The sequence below is a fragment of the Lacipirellula parvula genome (assembly GCF_009177095.1).
Lineage (GTDB): Bacteria > Planctomycetota > Planctomycetia > Pirellulales > Lacipirellulaceae > Lacipirellula > Lacipirellula parvula.
This window is the reverse complement of the sequence record NZ_AP021861.1, coordinates 6,814,954-6,838,252: the sequence shown is the minus strand read 5'-3', so window position 1 is coordinate 6,838,252 and position 23,299 is coordinate 6,814,954. Positions and strand designations below refer to the sequence as shown.

The 23,299-nt window shown below is 62.6% G+C and carries 16 protein-coding genes; 6 read left to right on the top strand and 10 right to left on the bottom strand.

The window, feature by feature from the left end; genetic code table 11:
• Nucleotides 1-137 precede the first annotated feature (137 nt).
• The 3 genes from PLANPX_RS26740 to argH form a co-directional block, all read right to left on the bottom strand.
• Nucleotides 138-1,130, bottom strand: a complete 993-nt coding sequence (locus PLANPX_RS26740; protein ID WP_232536445.1) for a sigma-54-dependent transcriptional regulator — start codon at nucleotides 1,128-1,130, stop codon at nucleotides 138-140.
• A gap of 162 nt (nucleotides 1,131-1,292) precedes the next feature.
• Nucleotides 1,293-3,542: a hypothetical protein gene (locus PLANPX_RS26735; protein ID WP_152101675.1), complete on the bottom strand. Its 2,250-nt coding sequence runs from the start codon at nucleotides 3,540-3,542 to the stop codon at nucleotides 1,293-1,295.
• A gap of 44 nt (nucleotides 3,543-3,586) precedes the next feature.
• Nucleotides 3,587-4,981 (bottom strand): argininosuccinate lyase, encoded by a 1,395-nt coding sequence (gene argH / locus PLANPX_RS26730; protein WP_152101674.1) that lies wholly within the window; start codon nucleotides 4,979-4,981, stop codon nucleotides 3,587-3,589.
• A 477-nt stretch (nucleotides 4,982-5,458) separates the two neighbouring features.
• On the opposite strand from argH, the gene PLANPX_RS26725 reads away from it, so the two are divergent.
• Nucleotides 5,459-5,710 carry a hypothetical protein gene (locus tag PLANPX_RS26725; RefSeq protein WP_152101673.1) on the top strand — a complete coding sequence of 84 codons (252 nt, stop codon included), beginning with the start codon at nucleotides 5,459-5,461 and terminating at the stop codon, nucleotides 5,708-5,710.
• A gap of 327 nt (nucleotides 5,711-6,037) precedes the next feature.
• The gene (locus tag PLANPX_RS26720; protein WP_152101672.1) at nucleotides 6,038-8,179 is read left to right on the top strand and encodes a sigma-70 family RNA polymerase sigma factor; all 2,142 of its coding nucleotides are present in this window, start codon (nucleotides 6,038-6,040) and stop codon (nucleotides 8,177-8,179) included.
• Nucleotides 8,180-8,306: 127 nt separating this feature from the next.
• Here the strand turns inward: PLANPX_RS26720 and PLANPX_RS26715 are convergent, their stop codons facing one another.
• From PLANPX_RS26715 to PLANPX_RS26705, 3 genes are all read right to left on the bottom strand, one after another.
• The gene (locus tag PLANPX_RS26715; RefSeq protein ID WP_152101671.1) at nucleotides 8,307-8,786 is read right to left on the bottom strand and encodes a hypothetical protein; all 480 of its coding nucleotides are present in this window, start codon (nucleotides 8,784-8,786) and stop codon (nucleotides 8,307-8,309) included.
• 34 nt (nucleotides 8,787-8,820) lie between these two features.
• Nucleotides 8,821-10,509 carry a M14 family zinc carboxypeptidase gene (locus PLANPX_RS26710; RefSeq protein ID WP_152101670.1) on the bottom strand — a complete coding sequence of 563 codons (1,689 nt, stop codon included), beginning with the start codon at nucleotides 10,507-10,509 and terminating at the stop codon, nucleotides 8,821-8,823.
• Between the two features lie 193 nt (nucleotides 10,510-10,702).
• The gene (locus PLANPX_RS26705) at nucleotides 10,703-12,487 is read right to left on the bottom strand and encodes a hypothetical protein (protein ID WP_152101669.1); all 1,785 of its coding nucleotides are present in this window, start codon (nucleotides 12,485-12,487) and stop codon (nucleotides 10,703-10,705) included.
• Nucleotides 12,488-12,691: 204 nt separating this feature from the next.
• On the opposite strand from PLANPX_RS26705, the gene PLANPX_RS26700 reads away from it, so the two are divergent.
• From PLANPX_RS26700 to PLANPX_RS26690, 3 genes are read left to right on the top strand one after another with little or no spacing between them, the layout of a single operon-like run.
• Nucleotides 12,692-13,417 (top strand): hypothetical protein, encoded by a 726-nt coding sequence (locus tag PLANPX_RS26700; RefSeq protein WP_152101668.1) that lies wholly within the window; start codon nucleotides 12,692-12,694, stop codon nucleotides 13,415-13,417.
• Entirely contained in the window at nucleotides 13,414-15,993 is a 2,580-nt protein-coding gene (locus PLANPX_RS26695; protein ID WP_152101667.1) for a hybrid sensor histidine kinase/response regulator, read from the top strand. Before PLANPX_RS26700 ends, PLANPX_RS26695 begins: the two co-directional genes overlap by 4 nt.
• Before the next feature lie 50 nt (nucleotides 15,994-16,043).
• A complete protein-coding gene (locus tag PLANPX_RS26690; RefSeq protein WP_152101666.1) occupies nucleotides 16,044-17,237 on the top strand; it encodes an HD domain-containing phosphohydrolase in 1,194 nt (397 codons plus the stop codon).
• A gap of 32 nt (nucleotides 17,238-17,269) precedes the next feature.
• On the opposite strand, the gene PLANPX_RS26685 is transcribed toward PLANPX_RS26690, so the two are convergent.
• The 3 genes from PLANPX_RS26685 to PLANPX_RS26675 all read right to left on the bottom strand — a co-directional run bounded on the left by PLANPX_RS26685 (nucleotide 17,270) and on the right by PLANPX_RS26675 (nucleotide 19,908).
• Complete coding sequence (locus tag PLANPX_RS26685) at nucleotides 17,270-17,839, bottom strand: nucleotidyl transferase AbiEii/AbiGii toxin family protein (protein ID WP_152101665.1); 570 nt, start codon at nucleotides 17,837-17,839, stop codon at nucleotides 17,270-17,272.
• On the bottom strand, nucleotides 17,836-18,048 hold the full coding sequence (locus PLANPX_RS26680) for a hypothetical protein (protein WP_152101664.1): 213 nt from the start codon (nucleotides 18,046-18,048) through the stop codon (nucleotides 17,836-17,838). The genes PLANPX_RS26685 and PLANPX_RS26680 overlap by 4 nt, the downstream gene beginning before the upstream one ends.
• Before the next feature lie 192 nt (nucleotides 18,049-18,240).
• Nucleotides 18,241-19,908, bottom strand: coding sequence for a sigma-70 family RNA polymerase sigma factor (locus PLANPX_RS26675; protein ID WP_152101663.1), 1,668 nt, complete (start codon nucleotides 19,906-19,908; stop codon nucleotides 18,241-18,243).
• A gap of 632 nt (nucleotides 19,909-20,540) precedes the next feature.
• Here PLANPX_RS26675 and PLANPX_RS26670 point away from each other — a divergent pair.
• Nucleotides 20,541-21,926, top strand: coding sequence for a hypothetical protein (locus PLANPX_RS26670; RefSeq protein WP_152101662.1), 1,386 nt, complete (start codon nucleotides 20,541-20,543; stop codon nucleotides 21,924-21,926).
• Between the two features lie 243 nt (nucleotides 21,927-22,169).
• On the opposite strand, the gene PLANPX_RS26665 is transcribed toward PLANPX_RS26670, so the two are convergent.
• Nucleotides 22,170-23,240, bottom strand: a complete 1,071-nt coding sequence (locus tag PLANPX_RS26665) for a substrate-binding domain-containing protein (protein WP_152101661.1) — start codon at nucleotides 23,238-23,240, stop codon at nucleotides 22,170-22,172.
• Nucleotides 23,241-23,299: the final 59 nt, after the last annotated feature.

Here is a 23,299-nt window from a genome sequence, read left to right as displayed (position 1 = left end):
GTAAGTTGGGCTCGGCTGGCCTGAGGATAAAAATTCAAACTCTTCTAAGGGTGGATATGTGGCCCTTCAGGCAACGAAGAGCACTGGCAAGACGCCAGTGGCACCTGGCGGGTCGTTGACCCGCGGCTACTGGGAACTTATTCCCCTTCGGCGTCGTCGAGGCCGTACTCTTTCAGCTTCTTGTGGAGGGTGTTGCGGTTGATCCCCAGGCGGGCGGCGGCCTTGATTTGCACGCCGTCGCACAGGTTCATCACTTGCGAAATCACCTCGCGTTCCACGCGATTGACGATTCGGCCATGCAGATCGCAGTCGTCTTCACCCGCGGAGGTGAGTCCCTGAACGACCAGTTCCTCCGACAGCTCCTCAAAGGTCATCGTACGGGGGCCGAGCGATTTCGGCTGCCGACCGGTGCGGACCGCTTCGGGGAGGAGCTCAAAAGTGAGCTCGTCGCCGAGCGCCATGACGACGACCCGTTCGACGTAATTTTGGAGTTCCCGGACATTTCCGGGCCACGAGTAGCGCTGCAGGGCTTCCATGGCCCGCGGCTCGATGTGGGCGACGTAGCGGTCGTTCTTCTCGTTGTAGTGATTGAGAAAGTGGGTCACTAGCAGCGGGATGTCTTCGGTCCGATCGCGCAGCGGCGGGATGTAAATCGGCACGACGTTGAGCCGATAGAACAAGTCCTCGCGGAACGTGCCGGCCATCGCCAAGTCGAGCAGGTCTCGGTTGCTGGCGGCGATGATGCGGGTGTCGACGCGGATCGTGCGGGTATCGCCGACGCGTTCGAACTCTCGCTCCTGCAGGACGCGGAGCAGCTTTACCTGCAGGTGGAGCGTCGTCGAGTTGATTTCGTCGAGGAAGATTGAACCCTGATGCGCGGCTTCGAACCGGCCGGTGCGGTTGTCGATGGCGCCGGTGAAGGCGCCGCGGACGTGGCCGAAGAGTTCGCTTTCGAGCAGGCTCTCGCTGAGGGCGCCGCAGTTGACGCGGACGAACGGCCGATCGCGGCGAGCGCTGAGCGTGTGGACCGCGTGGGCGATCAGTTCCTTGCCGGTTCCCGTCTCGCCGAGCAGGAGCACCGAGGCGCTCGACCGCGCGACTTGTCGCGTGGTGCGGAAGACTTCCTGCATCGCCGCACTATTGCCGATGACGCCCGGCAGCGGAGCCGAGGGTGATTCATCGAGTTGCGGGGTGCGAGGGGACATGGAGGGAAATGCTGAAGGATGAATGCGGAATGCTGAGTGGGGAAGTGAGCCGGAAGCGCTAGCGCCCGGACCGACTCCGTTGGTTCTTTACTTCTGCAAGGCGGAGTCTTTCTTTTCGATGACGTCGAGGAGGCGGCCCATTAGTTCTTGCGTCGGCTTGTCGGCAGTTTCGCTGGCGTTATAGCGGTCGTATTGGCGAACGACTTGCTCGCGTTTTAGCTGAACGCCGAACTGCTTCACGCTGGCGGCGAGGGCGTCGGCTGCGGCTTGGCGGGTTTCGATCGGCAGCGACGTCACGCTGGCGAAATCGACCAGAGCGGTTTGGCTTTCGGGAGTGCCGAGGGCGCCCAGCACGCCCACGGACGCGGCGGCCAGTTCAGGCGCCATCAACGTGCGATCGACGAGGAAGGCGTCGCGCTTGAGTTCGTCGTAAGGGGCGTTCGCAGCAAGCAGTTTGGCGATCCATTCGAGGGCCTGCTTCGCCTGGGCGGTGCGGACCTCGGTCGACGCGAGCGGCGTCGGCTTGAGGGCGAGAGTTTCCTTCACGACGTTGGCGAGGGAGCCGTCGCCGTGAGGACGAGGCGTCGCGTAGACCAACGAGTTCGCTTCGGCGACGCGTTGGGCCGAGGCGAATCGCGGACCACTCGCGGCGATCAAAATCGGCACGTTCGCGGTAAGGTCGCTCGCCCGTAGTTGGTAAACGACCTCGCCAAGGAGCGGTTGGCCGATATCGCTGTCGAGCACGATGACGCCGAGCCGCGGGGCGACGGCGGGATCGATGGCGGCGACGAGGGCTTCGCGGCCCGTCTTCACTGGCATCGCGTCGTAGCCCTGGCCGCGGAGTTTGCCGGCCCAATCGCTGGCAACCAGGATCGCAGGCGCCGCGGCGACGGCGGTCGGTTCGCCCGCGCCGCCGACGAAGTACCAGAGCGATTTAGCCACCTGACTCGAACCGGGGAACGACCGTTGCGGGTTGAGCTGCATGATCGCGGAGAGCGCGGCGAAGCGGACGGCGCGGTCGGGGCTCGTCAACGCGGCGGCGAGCGGCGAGGGTTCCCCGCCGCCTGACGACAGAATCGAAAGGTCGCCGCGGCGGCCGAGTTCTTCGGCGATCATCACAGCGGCGGCCGTGTATTGCTCCTTCATCGCCGTGGCGAGCGTCGTCGAAAGTTCGCTCGGCGTGAGCGCGGCGACGACTTCCTTCAACGGAGCGTCGACGCCGCGACCGAGCAGGGCCGACTCTTCGAGCGAGTAGAGCAGCACGGCGCGGCGGTCGTTGGGTTCGGTGAGGCCGCCGACTTCGCCGAGCGCGCGGGCCAAGCGAGCCGCGGTGAGCGCCCGCAGTTGCGGTACGCCATAGGTCGCGGCGGCGAGCTCTTTGGTTTGCGGGTTCCACGACCACCAGACGCCGACGGTGCCGTCGTCGAAGGTCGTCACCGGCGTCGATTTGATCGAGGCGAGACGGTCGCGCAGGAGCTTCTGAACTTCGTGGATCGTCGGCTCGGGATAGCCGAGCTGGGAGATCGCCTTGCGAGCGGCCGATTCGGCCGAGGCATCGGTTGCGGTAACCGCGATCGTCGACAGCCAGGGGAGGGCGGCGGCGACGTGTAGATGGCCGGCGAGTTCCGCGGCGTCGCGACGGAGTTGGCCCTGCGAATCGGCCAGCAGTGCGAGGAGCGGGGCGTCGATGGCGGGCCGCATGTCGGCGAGGGCCGCCAGCAGGTTGCCGCGAACGGTTTCGTCCTGGGCTGCGGCGAGGGCGTTGATGGCGGCGAGCATGCCGGCGTCGCCCGCGGCCCGGAGATCGACGCGGGCGGCGTAGCGCTCGCCCTCGGTCGGTGCGTTGAGCTGCGCGATCAGTTGGGCGATCCGCTTGGGATCTTTCGCCGCGGCCTCGGCGGCGATGATGCAGCTTTGGGCGAACTCGCGAACGCCGGCCAATTGATTGGGCGCTGCGTCCTTCGCTACCGGTGGGTCGAGGCGGATTAGCTTCAGGAATTTCGCGGTGCCGAACTCGCCGACCAGGGCTGCCTTCTGGGCGTCGTCGAGCTTGGCGGCGAGCAATTCGGGCAGCAACTGGGCGGCGACGTCGGCATGGCCGAGGTCGAGCAGCATGAGGATCGCGCGCAGCTGCTCGGCGGGGGTGGTTCGCTTGAGTTCGAGGACCGAGGCGACCGCGGGATCGCGGCGGGCGAACTGATCCAACGTCGGCGCTGCCGCGGCGGCGGGATCGGCGGCTGGTTCTTGCGCCGACAGCGACGGAACGAGCGATGTCGCGAGAATCATCGTCGCGGCGACGGCGCTCAGGCTGCGATACGTGAGGAAGCGATCAATCATGGATGAGAAGCAGCAGATGTTGATGTGTGCGGCAATTTCGGAGGCTACGGTTCCAGACCGAGGCGGTCCTTCCACAGCGTGACTTGTTTGGCGACTTGCGCCGGCGCCGTCGAGCCCTCGCTGCTGAACGCCAGGATTGCGTGGTCGACGCCGAGGACTTGGTAGACCGATTCGTCGAGCGCCGGGTGGGCGGCCTGAAACTCGGCGACTTCGAGCTTGTTCAGCGGCAGATCGCGCTTCATCGCCACGCCGACCAGCTTGCCGATGATCTCGTGAGCCGTGCGCTGCGGGACGCCGAGCTTGATGAGGTGTTCCATCAGCGTCGTGGCGTCGAGGTAGCCGCGGCCGAGCTTTTCGTGGATCGCCGGGCGATTGAGCTCGGCGCCGGTGACGACCGCGGCGGCCAGTTCCACGCACGCTTCGACGGTATCGGCCGAGTCGAACACCCGTGGCTTGTCTTCTTGCAGGTCGCGGTTGTAGGCGAGCGGCAGCCCCTTCACCAGCACCAGGAGCGACGTGAGGTTGCCTACCACGCGGGCCGTTTTGCCGCGGATCAGCTCCAGCACGTCGGGGTTGATCTTCTGCGGCATGATCGACGAGCCGGTGCAATACGCATGCGGCAGCCGCAGGAAGCGGAACTCGACGGTCGACCACAGAATCCACTCCTCTGCCCAGGTACTGAGGTGCTCAGCCACGAGGGTGAGGGCGAAGGCGAACTCGATCGCAAAGTCGCGATCGCTCGAGGAATCGAGGCTGTTGGCGACGATCCCTTCGAAATCGAGGGCCGCGGCGACGTGACGGCGGTCGATCGGGATCGTCGTCCCGGCGAGGGCGGCCGTGCCGAGCGGGAGCTGGTTGACGCGGCGGCGGCAATCGGCGAGACGGTCGCGATCGCGTTGGAACTTCTCGGTGTAGGCGAGCCAGTAGTGGTTCGCCAGCACTGGCTGGGCCCGTTGCAGGTGGGTGTAGCCGGGCAGGATGATGCCGTGGTCGCGATCGCAACGGTCGACGAACGCTCGCTGCAAGTTGGCGAGGAGTTCGTCCGTCCGGTCGATCGCGTCGCGAATCCAGAGGCGGAAGTCGGTCGACACCTGGTCGTTGCGGCTGCGGCCCGTGTGGAGCTTGCGGCCGACGTCGCCGATGCGTTCGGTGAGGGCCCGCTCGATGTTCATGTGAACGTCTTCGAGCTCTTGCTTGAACGGGAACTCGCCAGCAGCGATCTCGCGGCCGATCTGTTCGAGGCCGGCGACGATCTGGTCGCGTTCATCTGCCGATAGCATGCCGGTTTCTGCCAGCATGCGGGCGTGCGCGATCGAGCCGCGGATATCTTGGGCGTGGAGGCGATGGTCGAAGCTGACGCTTTCGCTGAAGCGCTCAACGCGCGGGTCGACGTCGCCGTCAAACACGCCGCCCCATGGTTTGTGTTGTTGCTTGGCCAAAGGGAGTTCCGACGCGAAATGAAATCGGACTGAAAGGAGCCGAGAGAGTTTGCCGGTGCAGCCATAAAAATGGCTCCAACATCTTTACGGTAAACGGCTTAGAGTGAGGCGTCAATCGGCCGCGGGCACCGGTCGCCCAAGAAATAGGCACGATTGGAAAAGGGTTTAGAAATCGCGGCCAGAACAGTGCGGCAGGGGTCTTATTGTGCCGCTTGGGAGAGTTCACGCCTCCCCCCGAATGGCGGCTGGCGAATCTGGCGGAAGGCGCCAAGATTTGACCCGCGGCGACGAATGGCCAGGGACAGATATACTACAACAGGCGTGGGCGGTCGTTTGTTCGACTCGTAGCCTGGCAGGCGGTCCTAGCCGGCGGCGCCCACTCAAGCGGTGTGAACGACGATGAATCTCCACCCTCTCTCCTTAGTTCTTGGCCAGGTTTCAATCCCGCCACCCATAGATCCCTGGACAGAGAAGTTCATGGGATTGGAATCCGACCAGCGGTTTTCGCTGCTGATTGTCGGCATCGGGTGCCTCACGGGGGTGATCGTCACGCTTGCTTGCCTGATTTCGTCGGTCGTCTCGAAGGCACACCAGCGGCGGATCGAGGCGGAACTGAAGCGAGAGATGCTGGACCGCGGAATGTCGGCCGAGGAAGTCGCCCGGGTGATCGAGGCGACGGCGCCGGATGAGACGGCGGGACAGTTGAAGGCGATCTACGGGCGGAAGTAACCTGACCGCCATCCCACTAGCCCCGGGCTCCGTCCGGGGGTCGGTTTGAAGTAGGGATGACATATCACGGCGTGGGGGGTGCCACTGGCATCTTGCCAGTGCGGAAGCGGGTACTAACTAACAATCAATCGCGAGCAGCAGGCAGCCTTGTTTTTTAGGCCGCTTCGCATCCAACAGTCGTCGTCGCGTTCCGGTACTTCCCACTGGCGACACGCCAGTGGCACCCAATCCAGTAAAGCACGCTCGCTAGCGGCTATCTTTTTTCTAAAAATTCCGCAGTCCGCGGCGGCGGTTCCGGCCTCTAATGGGGTGGAGAGACGCCGCCGGATGCCAGACTTCTTACCTACCGCCGATTTCGACGCCCCTTTTGCGGAAGGGCAGGCCGTCGACGCCCCGGTCGTCGCGCCGACCGATGGCGAGCAGTTGATGCGGTTTCAACGCTACCGCGACGAGCGGGCGTTCGCCCAGGTGGTGGAAACCCACGCCAACATGGTGTGGAGCGTCTGTTCGCAAATCCTCCGTCATCAGCAAGACGTCGAGGACGCCTTTCAAGCCACATTTTTGATTCTCGCCCGGAAGTCGCGCTCGATTCGCGCCACCGAGAGCGCCGCAGGCTGGCTCTACCGCGTTGCTTACCGGACGGCGCTGCTCGCTCACTCGCGGCATCGCCGGCGGAATGAAGCGCCGCTGCTGGCCGACATTCCTTCGCTCGACGATCAGCTGACCGACATCGAGCGGAACGAGCAGGCGTTGCGACTACTCGATGAACTCAACTCACTGCCGGCCAGGTACCAGCAGCCGCTGGTCCTCTGCTACATGGAAGGTCGCACGCGGAGCGAGGCGGCCGAGCAGTTGGGCGTTAGCACGCAAACGATCAAAGGGTTGCTCGCTCGCGGAACGCGGCTGCTGCGTTCGCGACTGCTTCGCCGCGGCGTCGCGCTCTCGGCGGCGCTGGGGATTGTGCAATCGACGGCGTCGAGCGCTCCGGCCGCGACGCCGGGCCTGGTGGCGTCGACCGCGACGCTCGGCATGGGCTTCGCCGTGAAATCAAAACTTGCCTCAATGGTTATCAAAGGGGCGCCGCTGAAGGGCGGCGCCGCTTGTTCACTCGCTGAAAAGGGAATCCTTGCCATGACGATCGCCGCTGCATCGAAGCCCGCCGTTGGCGTGCTGGGAGTTTGCCTGGCCGTAGGGATGCTCGCCGTCGCCGAGGCTGATCCGCCGAAGGGGAAGGCGGGCGGCGATGGAAACGTCGTGATCATCTCGACGAACGTCGATGGCGAGAGCGGCGCGAAGCTCGAAGAGAAAGCGATTGAAGAAAACGCCGTGGCGCTCGTATCAGAAGTGCAGACGCTGACTGCTGATCTGGTCGATGTGGTGACTGACGCCGCGGTAGCGACCACGTCGCCGGAGCAGGGCGCACAGGCGAGCCCAAGTCCAAATCCGACGCCTGCACCCAATACCGTCGCGGCGGAGAACATCGCCGCGGTGACGGTTACCAACGAAGTACCGGTGGAAATGTCCGTTCCAGTTCAATCATGGCAGACGGTTGCGGACGGGGCGCCACAGGTGCAGGCATTCGCCTATGGACGCACTACACAGTTCACGCCGCCGCCGGCGGACGTGCTTGTGCCCCGATTTGAGACCAGCGCCTCGCCGGTGTCCGGCGGCAGCGTAGCGACGCTGAAGCTCGAAGGGGAGTATTGGGCTCTGAAGGCGGAGGGGCTGAAGAAGAAGGCCGAGGCGATCCAATTCAAAGTCCAGCACACGACGGCGTTGGCCGAGCAAGGCATCGCCAAGCAAAACGAAGGAGAGATCCTCGAACTCTCCGCAGAGAAAGATCTCACGCTAGCCGAAGTGAAGTTATGCGAGATGAATGCTCAGCGGGTGAAGGAGTCCCTTGAGGCGAAGGCCGCCGCAGAGGATGACGAAGCGAGGAAGAACGTCCACTTCAAGGTCGAGCAGGTCCACGAACTTGCCAAGGTGGCGGAACTGCAGGCCATCAAGGCGCAGCACAACGCGATGAAGGCGGCCGCCGAAGCACAGGTGGCAGCGACGATCAAGGCCAAGGAGCGAGCTCGCGTCGAACTTGACCGAGTTGAACGGAAGGTGCGCGAGGCTCGGCCCGCGAAATTGGCCGCGCCGAGGGTTGAAGTTCGGCCGGGAGTCATCCACTTTAAGGCCACCCCAGACGCGCCCGATATGGTGCTCACCGCCCCGCCCGCACCGGCTCCGCCGCAGTTCAAGACGGCGCCGATTGCCCCGCCGCTGCCGAAAGGATTTGTTCCCGAAATTTCATCTAACGGCCAAGAGTTCAGCGTCGTGCCGAAGGATGAACTGAAGAAGCTGCTGGCGGCTGAAGAGGAACTCAAAAAGCTGCAGGAGCGACTTAAGGCGTTGGAAGCAGTTGAGGAGGAACGCCAAGAACCGGCGCTTGATGAAGTGACCGAAGAACGCGTCAAGGAATAAGCGGGCTTCTTGCACGCTTCTTTGAGAGCTCGCGCTCGTACGCATCTTCAGCTCAAACTAGCCCCGACCTAGCTAGGTCGGGGCTATTCGCTGCGCGTTGAATGATTGCGCCGCGAATTAGAAAGTCTCATTGATAGAAGCCAAGGCCTTCGCGCCACTTCCAGCCGTGGTGTTTTGGCAGGTACGTCGCCATCAGATAGTTGAAGTGCGACTGCTCGCGCACTTGTTTGCGGCTGCCGCCTTGCTCTAGCCAGCGGTGGCGTAGGTGTGCGTTCAATCGCCGCGAAATTGATTCACGCACCCCGCGACGCAACAATTCGAACGTTCGTTCGTCGCGCCAACTCAGTAGTAAATGCAGATGCGTAGGCTCGGTCGCGACGCCGTGGAGGCGGAAGCGGCGTTTTTCGGCGGCGATGAGCGATTCGTCGATGATTAGGCGCTGTTCAGTTGAAGCGAAGCTAGCCGTTGGCTCTTTCTGCCGTGCTCGATAGCGGCGAGCTTGTTCTGGGTCGGGAGGCAAAACGCCTTGCCTCTTTTTTACATAGCCTTGCGGGCGATCAGGCATCCACGTGCCGTAGGCATGCCAGGTGAAGAGGTAGCAAGGCAAGGGCGTTGCTCCGTTTGAAGCAGCCCCGACCTAGCTAGGTCGGGGCTAGTTGGAGTTCGTGTTTCAGTAACAATCGGCGGTGCGATTGATACCATAGCAGCGACATGAACATAAGTCCAGTAAAAAGCTGTAGTACTCCTGTGGGTTCTGGGATTGCAATGGGAGGCGACGTCCCGCCGAACTGCCGCTGCCAGACGAGCAGGTCGGCGCCGTCGACGACGCCGTCGTTGTTCGCGTCGCCTTGGTAGTGCTGGGCGTCTGACAGCGTGCCGAAGCCGAGTTTCCAGGCGGCGAGATCGCCTGCGTCGACGTCGCCGTCTTCGTCGAAGTCGGCCGCCAGCGGATTGTCGACGCGGATCCACGCTTCGTACATCGCGAGGCCGACGTTCTTGCCGTAGTCTTGGTAGAAAGAGATCGGTCGGCTGATGCCAAACTGATTCTCGAGCGTGACCGACATCTGCGCGTTGAGGAAGCCGAGCGCGAAACCGGTGAGCGTCTTGCTGGCGGCCGTCGTGCCGGAGGTTTCTTCGAGCAGATTGGGTTGCAGTTCCTTGAGCGCCAGCCACCACGGGTTGTTCAGCGACGCGGCGTTGTTGGTGATGTAGCCCCAATCGTCGCGGCCGCCGCCCCCTTCGCCGTTGGGCCCGGCGATGTTGTAGTCGGGGACGGAGGAGTGGAAGTCCAAGAACAGATCAGTCACGGCGCCCGGCGTGGCGGCTTTGTCGGCCCGCATCGCTTCGCCGTTGATCATCTGCTCCGTCCGCTGGGGCGAAACGTAGTCGCTCGAGGAGACGGCATTGGGATACCAGTAGCCGTTCGAGTCGGTGTTCTGCCACTGCAGCATCGAACGATTCAGGCCTGCGTAGCGCCCCGAGGCGTTGAGCGTCGGATAGCCGAGAATCTCTGTTTTATCGCGAAGCGCTGCGGCGCGCGGGTCGTCGGAGATCAACCAATCGACGAGCCCTTCGTAGGTGTAGATGCCGAGCGTTTCCGATGCGTGCTGACCGGTGGCGATCATCACCCGATGCTTCGGCGTCGCGGAGTCTGTCGCAGGGTTCGTGATGCGGTAGGCGTAGAGGTCGAGGGCGGGGATCGAGCGGCCAATGTCGTCGACCCCTGCCGGCGATTGGCCGATCACGCCATTCGCGTTGCCGGAAGCCGTCGGCGTCGCCCAGGGCGAGGCGATTACCTTCTGCGTGTGGGCCGTGCTGCGGGCGTAGGTGTAGGGAATGGCGTAAGCGACGTAGACCTCGTTCTGCGTGAAATTGGAACCGAGGTTGAACGTGAAGAGGTCGTTGGCTGAATTGCCGTCGCCGATGTTTTGCAGCGTGTTGTTCGCGTGGGGGAAGAATTCCCAGTTCACGCCGTCGTACGAGTAGACCATCTCGTGATCGGCAAGTTCGTGATTCGCGAGCGTCGGCGGATAGTCGGTGTTATCGCCGCCGAACTCGCCGGCAACCGAGAAGGTCGGATTCGTGTTCAGCACGCCGGTGGCTTTGAAGTACATCCACCGCCAATGGTCGCCGCCGAGCGGATGTTGGCCGAAGGCGTAGCTGTCGCGGCCGACGAGGTTGATGGCCGCGCGGGTGACGGAATAGCTTTTCAGCGAGCCGGAGTCGAAGTTCGCATCGATGGTGATCTGGGCGACTGTCGTCGACGTCGACAGCAATGAGCTGATGAGAGCGCACGCGGCGCAGCGCAGACCGAGGCGGAAACGAAGCATCTTCTATTGTTCCGTCAGAGAGCAGAGGGGCTGGATCGAGCGCCGCCAGTACTCTTGGATTGTAAATGGCGCACAGCGAGGCGGCGACGGAACCGATCGCGCCGTTGCGCAGACGTCGCTCGACAACGCGCGAGATTGCAGCGCTGGCATGCTGCCGTTGGGGGTAACCGCAACCCGTGCGCGCCGCTGATGGTTACGGTTTCGTAGGGTAGCGAGATGGATCGACGACGCCTTCGTCGCTCACGATCGCGCATCGTTCCGGGTCGCGCAGTAGCTCTGCAATTTTGAGCTGCTTGCCGTCGATCGTGATTTCGTCGCGCACGAGCCGGACGCCATGACTGTAGTCGACGTACCAATCGACGTGGACGTTGGTGAGGGGCTGTATCGGTTGGCCGTTGAGTTGGCGCCAGCCGTAGATCACGAGACGATCCGGTCGCTCGTACATCTTGGGCGACACGACGACGTCTTTCTTGCCGCCGATGGTAAGAGGGCCAAGCGGCTGCCCCTTCCGCTGGGCTTCGATTTTTTCGTTGGATAGCAGAAACGCGGCGACCGACTCGCGATCTTCCGTCAGCGGTTGCGGCGCGAGACGGACTTCGCCGCCGGCGTCGATCGCGTCGACCATTTTACGGGTCGGCAGAACGCACTCGAATTTGTCTGCGATGGCTTGAGCCGTCTGCGGCGTCACCGGCAGGCGGACGAAATCATCGTCGCTGCCGACGGCGAGGTAGTCGGGGGCGACTTCGATCGTGCCCTGCACCTCGCCGGCGGAAATTGGAACCTGTTTGAACTGCCGCAAGAATGCCGGCACGTTGCCCGCGGCGAGCTCGGCGAGGATCGCCGCTTCGCGCTTTTCGCGCGGCAAATCGGCCAACTTCGCCATGAACGCTGTGCCGCCGAGGGCGTCGGCAGGGCGGGGCGGGATCGTCGTGATTTCGCGAACGGGGAGTGGCGCCGCCTTCGCGTTGGAATCGGCAGCCGTTGGCTTTGGCATACGTGATTCGTCGACAATCGGTTTTGCTTCGACAAACTTCGTGTAAGCTCGCGGCCCACCGAACGTTCCCCAGGTTTCTTCGGCGGCTGTTCCCAGAGTTTGCGTGTGAACGAGGCCGTTCATATCGCCGACGAGCGCTGTGTGGAGAATTTTGTTCTCCGGGTTGGGGTGGACGTAGAACCGCACGCGTCCGTCGAGGCCATAGTGTTCTGTGAACGGCCCCGTTTTGCGCTCTTCGATTGCGAAGGCGGGCTTGAAGGCTTCGACCATCCGCTGCGTTGCACGGAACGTGCCGCCGTCGGGGCCGACGACTTTTTTGCCTTGGAATTCGATGTTGCGATCGTCGTAGGCGAGGACGATCAGCCGACGGGACTCATCCCCCTGCAGCCAGCGAATGAGCTTGGCGCCATGCTTTGCGGCGTCGAACGAATAGTTCGCGTCGAGGATAGCGATGCGATCGATCCACGCTGGAATTTCGTCGTTCCCTTCGATGACGCCAAAAATAAAACTGCCGCCGCCGCTGTGGCCGGTGAGCGTCACGCGGGCGTCGTCGCCGCCGAACTCGCGGCGCCACTCATCAGCGAGGGCGGCGATCCGCGCGTTGCCGTCGGCGCGACTACCGCGCCATGACGGCCAGCTGAGTCCCTTCGCTTCCGCGCACACCAGCGTGAGTGGCTCTTCGGGGGCCAGCGTACGGAGCAGCCGCGTTTGTGCGAGGACATGCTGAATGTCGTAGTGCCAATCGAGCCCATCGGCTAGCTGGCAACCGAGCGTCTGCTCCAGCGTGTTGCCATTCGGCAGGGCGAAGATCATTACCCGGCCGGGCGAAATTTCGGTCGGAGCCGCTAGCGGGGTCGGCGCGTTCGCGTAGATCCGCATGTCCGGTTCGACCGTTGCGAAGCGACTCTCTTCGGCTTGCGAAGCGAGCGGCGAAAGTAGCAAGCAGAACAGCAAGAAGTTGCAAAGGAGATGTGAGATCGTCATATCGCGAGTTGTGGAAGAATGGGGACGGTCAAAACCGGCGTCGTCATTGTAATCGGCATCGCCGGACGCCGCCGGAACGATTGGTTTACCGCAGGACGCCGGAGAAAGGGAGGCGGCTGACCTAGATTCTGAGATCGCGGCAACGGGGAACGGGCGGGAAACGCCTGTTTCGCCACAGCGCCGTAGACTTTTTGCGTCACTGCTATGCACGAAACCAACTTTCCAACCCGAACCGTTGGCCAGACGTCGTGGCTGATTGCCCTTGCGCTCGTCGCATGGCTCGGCGCGTCGTTGTCGGCGTGGTACGGGATCACATCGTTTGGTTTCGTCGGCGAACGTCTGGCTGCCGGAGACACGCCTGCCGTCTGGCCGGCGGACTCGACGATCGTTCGCAGCAAGCAGCAGCCGATGCTGTTGCTGTTTCTGCATCCGCACTGCGCTTGCTCGCAAGCGACGGTCGAACAACTGGAGCGGTTGACGACGCTTGTTCCGGCGCGGTTGTTGCCGACGATTTGCGTCGTCGCGTCGGCGCCGCGGTCAACCGGAAGACTGTGGGAGTCGACGCCGCTCTTGAACAGCATTCCGCGATTGCCCAATTCGTATGTGTTTCATGACGCCGGCGGAGTGGAAGCGGCGAGATTTGGCGCCCGCTTGAGCGGCACCGTGATGCTGTACGACGTCGATGGCCGGCGGCTCTACGCCGGGGGCGTCACGATGGCTCGCGGCCATGACGGACACAACGCCGGCATTCAAGCCGTGGCCGATCTGCTGATCAACCCCGACGCCAACGCCCCGTCCGTTCCCGCCTTTGGTTGCAGCGTCGTTCGCGAAGAGCCGTCGCGCGAGGCGGCGGTCGGCAGCGCCGAGGGCGCGTCGTCGAGCGACTCGGTCGAAAAACTCGATACGGCCGCTGAGGGCGACGCACGATGATCGCCCGTACGGACGATGTTCAGATTCAGAGCCGCGCGCAGGAGATTCTCCAGCAGCGCGAATTGCACATTTACCGCCGCATCGACCGGATGTTTGCGGTGTTGATGATCGTCCAGTGGGTCGGGGCCGTCGGCACGGCGCTTTGCGTCTCGCCGCAGACTTGGTCGGGGGCGAAGGCCACTGTTCATCCGCACGTGTGGTTTGCGCTGATCGGCGGGGGCATTATTTCGTCGCTGCCGGTGTGGATGGCCTGGCGCATGCCGGGGCGGACGGTGACGCGATACGTCATCGCGGTGGCGCAGATGCTGTTTTCGTCGCTGCTGGTGCAAGTGAGCGGCGGGCGCCTGGAAACGCACTTTCACGTGTTCGGTTCGCTCGCATTTCTCGCCGCCTATCGCGACTGGGGGATTCTGATGGTCGCGACCGCTCTGGTGGGCGCCGACCATTTGATTCGCGGCGTCTTCTGGCCGCAGTCGGTGTTTGGCGTCGCGATTGCCGACGAATGGCGGTGGGTCGAGCACACCGGCTGGGTGCTGTTCGAAGATTTGTTCTTGCTGATTACGATTCGCAAGAGCACCGAAGAAATGGAAAACAACGCGCTGCAGACGGCGCTGGCTGAGCGGCATCACGAAGATTTGCAACGCTATTCGGCGCAGGTGCATCGTTCGTTCGAGAAAGAGCGCTCGATTATCGATGGCTCGCTCGACGCGGTGGTTGAACTCGATGCACGGGGCGACGTGCTGAACCTCAACGGCCCCGCTGAACGACTTTTTGGCTGGACGGTGCAAGAGGCGGCAGGGCGTCGGTTCGATCAACTCGTCATCCCGGAGCACGATCGCCAGCAGTACCTGGAAGGTTTGCGGGAACTTTCCAAAACGCAGGCGGGACAGGCTTCGCCGCAGCGGTTCGAGATGGAATGCGTTGACCGGAATGGCCGGCCGTTCGCCGTCGAACTCGCCATCGTGTTGATTCATGGTAGCGAAGAAACGACCTTCTGCGCGTTCGTGCGGGACATTACCGACCGCAAATCGCACGAACTCGACATGCAGCGGGCGATGGAAGAGGCCGAGGCCGCCAACCGTACAAAGAGCGAGTTCCTGGCCAACATGAGCCACGAGATTCGCACGCCGCTGAACAGCATTCTTGGTTTCGCAGAATTGCTGGTTCGCAACGCCGACGAAGGGGATGAGCGAACTCGTCGCGACTATGCCGATACGATTCGCACCAGCGCCCGCCATTTGCTGGAACTGATCAACAACGTCCTCGACCTGTCGAAGATCGAAGCGGGTAAACTGCAAGTCGAGCAAGCCCGCTTCTCGCCCCATCAGCTGATCGCCGAAGTGGTGTCGCTGCTGCGAGTGCGAGCCGTCGAGAAGGGGATCGTACTAAACTATCGCTGGGACGGCGCCATACCGGAGTCGGTGGCGACCGACCCGCATCGCGTGCGGCAGTTGTTGCTCAACCTCGTGGGGAACGCGATCAAGTTCACCGAGCAGGGAAGCGTGATGATCGTGGCTCGCGCCGAGCGCGAAGCGGACGGTTGCCATCTGGTGCTGGAAGTCCGCGACACCGGCATCGGCATCGATGCTAAAAAGTTGGAGGACGTGTTCCAGCCGTTCGTGCAGGCCGATAGCTCGATGACGCGCCGCTACGGCGGCACCGGCCTGGGGCTGACGATTTGCAAGAACATCGTCACGGCGCTGGGTGGCGAGCTTTCCGTCGCGAGCGAACTGGGATGCGGAACAACGTTCACCGTGCGGCTCGCGATCGGCGACCTGCGGCACGTGCGCATGCTCGAATCGCCGCCAGAGACGCCGACCGGCGACTACGTCGACGTTCCAACGACCGCCAATCTGCGCGGCGTGCGCGTCTTGCTGGCCGACGACGGCGAAACCAACCGCAAGCTAATCCAGGTCTTTCTTGCTCGCCACGGGGCCGAGGTGCAAGCGGTCGAAAACGGCGAGATGGCTTGTCGGTTGGCCCTCGCGGATGAGTTCGACGTCGTCTTGATGGACATGCAGATGCCGCAGATGGACGGCTACGCAGCGACGCGCAAGCTTCGTTCGCTCGGGTTCGAGAAACCGATCATCGCCCTCACGGCGCACGCCATGAAGGGCGATCGCGAGAAGTGCACGTACGCCGGTTGCTCGGGTTATCTCTCGAAGCCGCTGAACGTCGACGATCTTGTGCGGACGATCGAGGCCGCGATCGGGGCGGAAGGGCGTCGCGGGCTGAGCGTACGAGGCGAGAAGGAGCTCAGGATCAAACGCGCTTTGAACGGGCCGATTCGTTCGACCCTGCCAACCGACGACGCCATGCTGCGCGAGATCGTCGCCGAGTTCGTCGACAGCATTTCAGCGCGGCTTGACGCGATGGAGCAGGCGTTGGCCGAAGAAAACTACGAAGAACTGCAGCAGCACGTCCATGGGCTGAAGGGCTCCGGCGGAACGGCCGGGTTTCTTTGCCTGTCGGAAGTTTCCGCGGAACTTGAGGCGTGCGCCACAGCAGGACAGGGAGACCAAGCGGCGGCCCTGCTCAATGAACTGAGGGAGATGGAGCCGCTAATCGTCGTTTAACGCCGCCCGATTCAGACGGCCGCCAGATCGACTTGATCGCCGACATTCCTATGAGCTCGCAAACCATCATCGCCGAACGACTCGCGCCGCCTGCCGCACTGCGTCAGCCGCCGCATGCCGTTGCCGACGCCGCACTTGTGAAAGAGTGCAAGCTGATGGTCGTCGACGACGAGCCGACGAACGTGAAGATCGTGCGGCGGCTCTTGGAACTCGAAGGCTTCTCGCAGTTCGTCACGACGACCGACGGGCGGAAGGCGATGACGCTGATCCGCGACGAAAAGCCCGATTGCGTGCTGCTCGATCTGATGATGCCGTTCGTGACGGGGCTCGACGTCCTCGACGAGATGCGGCACGATCCGGCGACGGCACACATTCCGGCGATCATTCTTACCGCGGTGACTGATCACAAAGTCCGCTGCGAGGCGCTCAAACGCGGCGCAACCGACTTCCTGAACAAGCCGGTGGATCCGGCCGAGCTCGCGCCGCGCGTCATCAACGTCCTGGCGGCGAAGGCGTACCAGGATCAGCTCGTCGAGTATAACCACAGCCTTGAAGCGGCTGTGCGCGAGCGGACGCGGTTGTTGGAGCAGGCCTATCGCGAGATTGGACTCGTGCTCGCTCGGGCGGCCGAGTATCGCGACAACGATACGGGGCTGCACGTTGTTCGCGTCGGCCGCTACGCGCGGATCATTGGCGAAGAGCTCGGCATCGTTGGCGACGACGCCGACTTGCTTGAACGAGCTGCACAGCTCCACGACGTCGGCAAGATCGGCATCCCCGATTCGATTTTGCTGAAGCCGGGGCGGCTGACGGACGATGAGTTCGAGTTGATGAAGCGCCACTGTGCGTTCGGCGATCGCATCTTGCAGCCTTACTCGGGCGACGAACCGCAGCTTGAGATCGGCGAGCCCCCGCTCAGCGTCGCCAACGGCGGCGCGACGCCGCTGCTGGTGCTCGCCCACCGCATCGCGATGAGCCACCACGAACATTGGGACGGCAGCGGTTACCCCGTCGGCCTCGCTGCCGAGGCGATTCCGCTTGAGGGCCGTATCACGGCCGTGGCCGACGTATTCGACGCCCTGAGCTCGCGGCGTTGCTACAAAGATTCGTTCCCCGTCGATGAATGCTTCGACACGATGGCCGAGAAGCGGGGAACTCAGTTCGATCCGCGGGTGCTAGACGCGTTCCTGCGGCGGCGGGACGAGGTGGCGGACGTGCTGATGCGGTATGCGGATGAAGGGTGAGCGGGCCGTCGATACGATTTCGCGCGACGTGATTACGGGCGTTCCGTCGGGCGATTCGCAAGTCGTTCTTCCAATGTCTCAAGCACGCCGAACCGCTTGGCCCAGTGCTTGAGATAGTCCTCGTCTAACTTGCCTTGGATAAAAAGCAGGTCGGCCACGTCGATCAGGTCGCGCGGACGGTTGGCGATGAGCTTGAGCAGAATTAGATCTTCTGCCGTGACGATCGAGACTGGACCGACTTCGGTGGTCATGATTTCACTGCGAGCGAGCAATGACTTCTGAAAGTCGTTCTCAGCGATGAAGACGTCGACGTCGACTGTTCCGCTGGCGCAGTAGGCCTTGAACTTTACGAGCGGCATGTCTGACACCTGATCGACCCAACCGCGCGTATAGGCTTCGGGGACGGAGTAACCACGTGCTTCGACGGCTTCGAAGAATCGCGGTAGGTCGTCGCGATCCATGCCGATCGTCAGGTCGACGTCCCAGGTTGAGCGGGGAATGCTGTATGCCCTTACTGCTAGGCCGCCCATGACGGCATAACGCACGTTGAGTTCATCGAGGATCTCGACGAACTCCAGGAGCGTGTCGTAGACGTCCTTCATTCTGCGTCCTGCAGCCGGGCCATTGCTTTCAGCATGTTTTCGTTGCGAAGGTCGTTCTCGCGCCGAATTAATTGAAACCGTCGCTCGACTTGGTCGGGCGTGCCCGAATCGAGGTAAGGTATGCTTTCGCGAATCGCGCGCAAGGTGAGGTTGAACCGTTGTCCCGGCGTCATCCGGCGGTATTCGTTGAGGGTTTCCTCGCTCAGCATTTTATTGATCCTAGCGGGGTACGCTTACCAACTGAATTCTAGCACGGGCTTTCCAGCAAAGCATATGCGAGGACTTGTCGCTTAATAAGCCACGAAAAAAGGCCGCCGCGAGGTCTTGCGACTCCGCGACGGCCTGGGGGGCTTCGGGTTGTTCGGCCGCGACCGGCGGTCGCGGCTTTGTGGGCGTCGGGCTTACAGGTCGATCGAGATCTTTTCTTCCTGGGCCGCCAGACGCAGCTTCGTCAAGGCACGGGCTTCGATCTGCCGGATCCGTTCCTTGGTCACGCCCATCTCGGCGCCGACCTCTTTCAAGGTCAGCGGCTCGCGGTTGTGATCGAGGCCGAACCGGCCGATGATGATCTGCTGTTCCCGTTCGTCGAGCTTCTGCAGGATCCGCTGGATCTTCTCCAGGCGGTCCGATTGCGCCCGCTCGTCGACCATTGGGTTGCCGCGTTCCTCTTGGGTAGCGGCAAACAGTTCGTCGTAGCTCGTGCGGAACCGATCGCGTTGGCGGTACTCTCCCGGAATCGTGCGGGCAAAGTTCTTCATGATCGCCCAGCTGGCGTACGTGCTGAACTTGTTGCCGCGCGAGTAGTCGAACTTCTCGATCGCTCGCAGCAGCGACACGTTGCCGTCGCTGACGAGTTCGAAGAAGTTCTGATCGGGCGTGACGTGCCGCTTGGCGATCGACACGACCAACCGGAGGTTTGCCTTCGCGATTTGGTTCTTCAGTCCTACGGCCTGTTCGTTCAGGTCTTCAATCTCGTCCATCAGCGGGGCCTTCGGCTGCTCGACGTCGAGCTCCTTCCGCAGGCGGGCCGCCTTGAACTTGAGATAGTTGTACTTGCGGAACAGGTGTTGTTCTTGCTCGCGGGTGAGCAACGGCATCTCGTACAGGCTGGCCAGGTAAGGGGGCAGCCCGGTGGGACGACGCGGCTTCCGCGAGGGTTCGTCGGTTTGAGGCATCGGGCCGAGGATCGCGTTGTCGGCGCCTTTGCGAGCGAACCGGGCGTTGTCGATGAAATCGAGCGGCAACTCAACGATCCGCTGAGCGCGAACCTCGTTGATCACCCGATAGATCGTCGTCTTCGTCCGGTTGTAGTCGCTGCAAAGCTTATCGACGGACGCTCCGCGGCTGTAGGCCTCGTAAACGTTCTGCTTTTGCGGTTCGGTGAGCGGGCCGCCGAGGACCGGGAAAACCGCCAATTCGGGGTTTTCCGCGTCGTGTTGGCGAATCGCGGTACGAATCGTTTCGACGCTGCGACCGCTCCGCTCGGCGAGCCGGCGGGCGATTTCCGCCTGTCCGATGCCGTTCGAAGCCATTTCGCGGGCTTGATCGATAAATTCGTGCCGTTGCTCGTCGGTCAGCTGGCTGAACTTGGCGCCCCGTTCCACGCGTTCGGCGTTGTTCCGCACGAAGCGGTCGACGCTCGAACGGAGGAAACCAACGCGCTTCCGGCCGTCGAACACGAGCCGACGGCTCACGAGACCAAGTTCGCGCCACCGCGAGATCGTCTTCGTCGAGACGTTGAACTGGCGGGCCAGTTCCTCGACGGTGAAGACTTGCTCGCCCATGGCGTCGGCCGGGAGTTCGGCAACGTCGGAAAGGTCTTCCACGAGCAGGCGGAGATCGTGCACCAAGTCGCGGCCGGCGATTTTGCGGCTCGCTTCGGCGGGAGTCTCCTCGGCGCCGGCAAGGTGCTCGAACACCTGGGTCGGTTGATAGGTTTGGCCGAGGTCGACAGTCGCCATCAGCCGTTCGGCGGCTTCGATGCGTTGAAGGAGTTGTTCACGCGTCGCCGCTTGCCGCTGGCGATCACGGATCTCACGAACGAGCGGGCTTTTATAGTCGATATGCATGGTACACCTTCTTCTCTGACAGTCCTCAAACGGCGGGCACGTGGTGTTCCTTGCGATTCCTTCGCCCACGGCGGTAACGGCGTCTATTAGCTCTGATGTCTCCTGTACGAAAATCGTGCCCACTTGTTTGCGGCGGGTGGAGCGATTTGGCATTTGATTGCCAGCGACTCCCCCGGGGTGGCGCATCGCGCCGCTCGAGGTCGCTATCTTGACCCCATTCCGAGGGTTGCTAGCGACTTCAAGGGTTACTGGTTGTACGAAGAAAGAGCGATTTGGGTCGATAGAAAGTTCGCGGTTTTCGGCGCAATAGATTCCGCCGAATGAGAAAAGTTTGTCGTAAGTGACTACTGAAAGATAACTTACGATGTCCGGTCCGGCGGGAATAATGGGCGGAATTCCGCAAAAACCCTCGGTTTCCCGCGATGGGCGGTGTCGACGAAATCGGCCCCTGCCGGGGAGGGGGCGGCGGATCCTTGTCCACCGTGGCAGCCTGATCGCGGTGAATTTCCAGCCGATCTTGGGCGATTGCCCGCTAACCGTTATGATCCGCCGCGCTCGCCGGACTTCGCGGCCCTCCTGGTCGCCATCGATTCGCACTGTCCGGCGTCCAATCAAGAGTCGGAACCCAAAAAATGTCGCGTATCCTCGTTGCCGTCGTTTCTTTATTCGCCGCAACTTTGCCAGTTTTGCAATGCTGGGCCGCGCCCGGCGAGGCCTATGACCTGTCGACCGGCGTGAAAGCAGGCGACGTGATCCACGTCGACGCCAAGATGGAAGTCGGCGGCGACCTGTTTGCGAAAGACGCCGAAGGGAACGAAGCCAAACTAGCCACCAGCGTCGTCGCGGACATGAGCTACGACGAGCGGCTGATCAATTGGTCGTCCTACGCCGAGAAGCCAGCCCGCTCGCTGCGGAACTACTTCACGGCCAAGGCGACGCTGAAGACCGACGAACTGGGCGCCGATCGCCAGCTGGCGAAGGATGATCGCGTGATTGTCGTCGACGTCGCCGCCGACGGTTCGTCAGCCCTCAACGGGTTAGAACAAACGCTCACGCGTGACGAGTTCGATCTCGTCAACGTCATCGGCAATTCGTTGCTCATCGAGCGGCTGCTGCCCGGACGAGCGCTAAAGGAATCGGAAGGCTGGGACCACGACGCGCAAACCATCGGCGGGTTGGTCGGCATGGACAACGTCGCCGTCTGCGAAGTCCGTAGCGTCGTCACCGGCATGGAAAATCGGCAGGTGCAAATCCGCCTGGCCGGCGTGATCCACGGCACGGTCGACGGGGCTGCCAGCGAGATGGACCTCCGCGGCGCTTACTTGTTCCACCTCGACGAACGCCGGATTACCAAGTTCAACATGGCGATCAAGGAAGTCCGCAAAGCGGGCGAAGTGTCGCCAGGCCTCGACGTCGTCGCCAAGCTGTCGCTGGTGATGACGCCCCTCTCGAAGACCAATCAAGCGGACGCCTTCGACACCGCCCAGATTGACGCCGCCAAAGCGAAGGCGCCGGCGGATCTCCGCCGCCTGCGGCTGGAGTCGGCCGACCGCGGCTACCGCTTCATGCACGACAAGGCGTGGTTCCTCACCGCCGAACAACGCGAGGCGCTCTCGCTACGGTTGATGGTCGCGGGCGAATTACTTGGCCACTGCAACATCACGACGCTGCCGGTGCGTCCTGCCGACAAGCCGATGACGCTGCAGCACTTCGAAGATAATGTCGTGAAGTCGCTGGGCGACAAGCTCGGCGAGGTAAAGGCGGCTACCGAATGGGCGAACGCTTCGGGGCACCAGTGCCTCGGGATTGTCGCCGTCGGCAAGGTCGACGACGTGCCGATGCAGTGGCGGTACTACTTTATCGCCGATGCAGGCAAGCGACCGACGACGGTTGCCGTCACGGTCGAGCAGTCGGCGGAAGAGCGGTTCGCGGACGCCGATCGGGCGATCATCGACACGTTGGTGCTGCTTGACGCTCCGACCAGCACGGCGGCGAAGCCTGGGGCCGAGAAGAAGTAGGCCGGCAACGTGAGAACGTCTGAATCCTGAGTGGAGCAGATGGTTGCCGCACCCTCGCCCCGGGCTCCGAAGGCTATTCATCAGCAAGCCGCCGGAAGCACGGCGGAAATGAAACGCTGAGGTCCCCTCCCCTTGAGGGGGAGAGTTAGGGAGGGGTAACTGAAGCTGGTACCAGCGATCCACCCCCTCCCCAGCCCTCCCCTCAAGGGGGAGGGAGCCACAACAGTTATCTTGAGAAGCTCTCTAGCCGCCGGCCTCTTTCGCTTCCTTGTCCTTGCCGTTCTTCAGCCGCTCATCAAGCTGCTTCTGGAAGGCGTCGACGTTGTCCTTCCGCACCGCCTGGACGCCGATGTTGTAGGTGCTGTGCGTCCCTGACAGCGGCCGCAATCCCTCTTCGCCGCGGCAGATCGTGGCGATGCGGCGGATCGATTCGTAGCCATAGCGGAATGGGTCTTGAACGACGGTCGCATAGACCTCTCCGCCGCGGATACCGTCGAGCGTGTCGCTCGCTTCGTCGAAGCCGACGACCTTTACCTGATCGAGCCGATTCTTTTCCTTGAGTACGTCGAGCAAGATGCCGGCGTGTTGGGCGTTCATGCCGACGAAGCAGACGAGCTTTGGATGCTCGTCGAGAAGCTTCGCCGCTAGTTCGCGGCAACGGTCGTTGTCGCTATCGTCGGTGAGGAACTCGACGATTTCATACGTCGGTTGCTTTTCTTCTGACTCTTCTGACTCTTTTGAGGCCGCATCGTTAGGCGACTTGGCGAGTCCGCTCTCGAAGCCTTCGCGACGCTCCTTCATGTTGTCCTTGGTGAAGTTAACGGCGACGCAGGCGACTTCTCCGCCAGAGGGCGCGGCTTCGCGGACGAGTTGGGCGACTAATTTTCCTGCAGCCAAATTGCTCGCGCCGACGTAGGTGTCGCGGGCGCTAAGCGGTGCGTCGGAATCGTAGGTGATCACCAGCGCGTGCTCGCACATGCGATTGATGAGCGGCGATTGCGATTCGGGATCGAGAGGGCTGATTGCTACGCCGTCGACCTCGTCGAGATTCAGCTGCGAGAGAATATCGGTTTGCTCTCCTGCATTCTCCTCATCCTCCGGAGCTTTGAAGATGACGTCGACGTCGAGGTCTTTCGACGCCTTCTTGGCGCCTTGCTCGACAAGTTGCCAGAACGGACCGGAGCCGCCGGTGACCAAGACGATCGACTTCATCGGCTTTGGCGTCGGCTGCTGGTAGACGTTGGCTCGATATCCAAAGACGATGGCGACGGCGATCAAGCCTGCCAACAGCAACCCGCTGCGTCCGGCGGTCATGGTTTACTTCTCCGCGATGAGCGAACATCGGCCGCTGCAGAAGCGGCGGCCGAAATTCA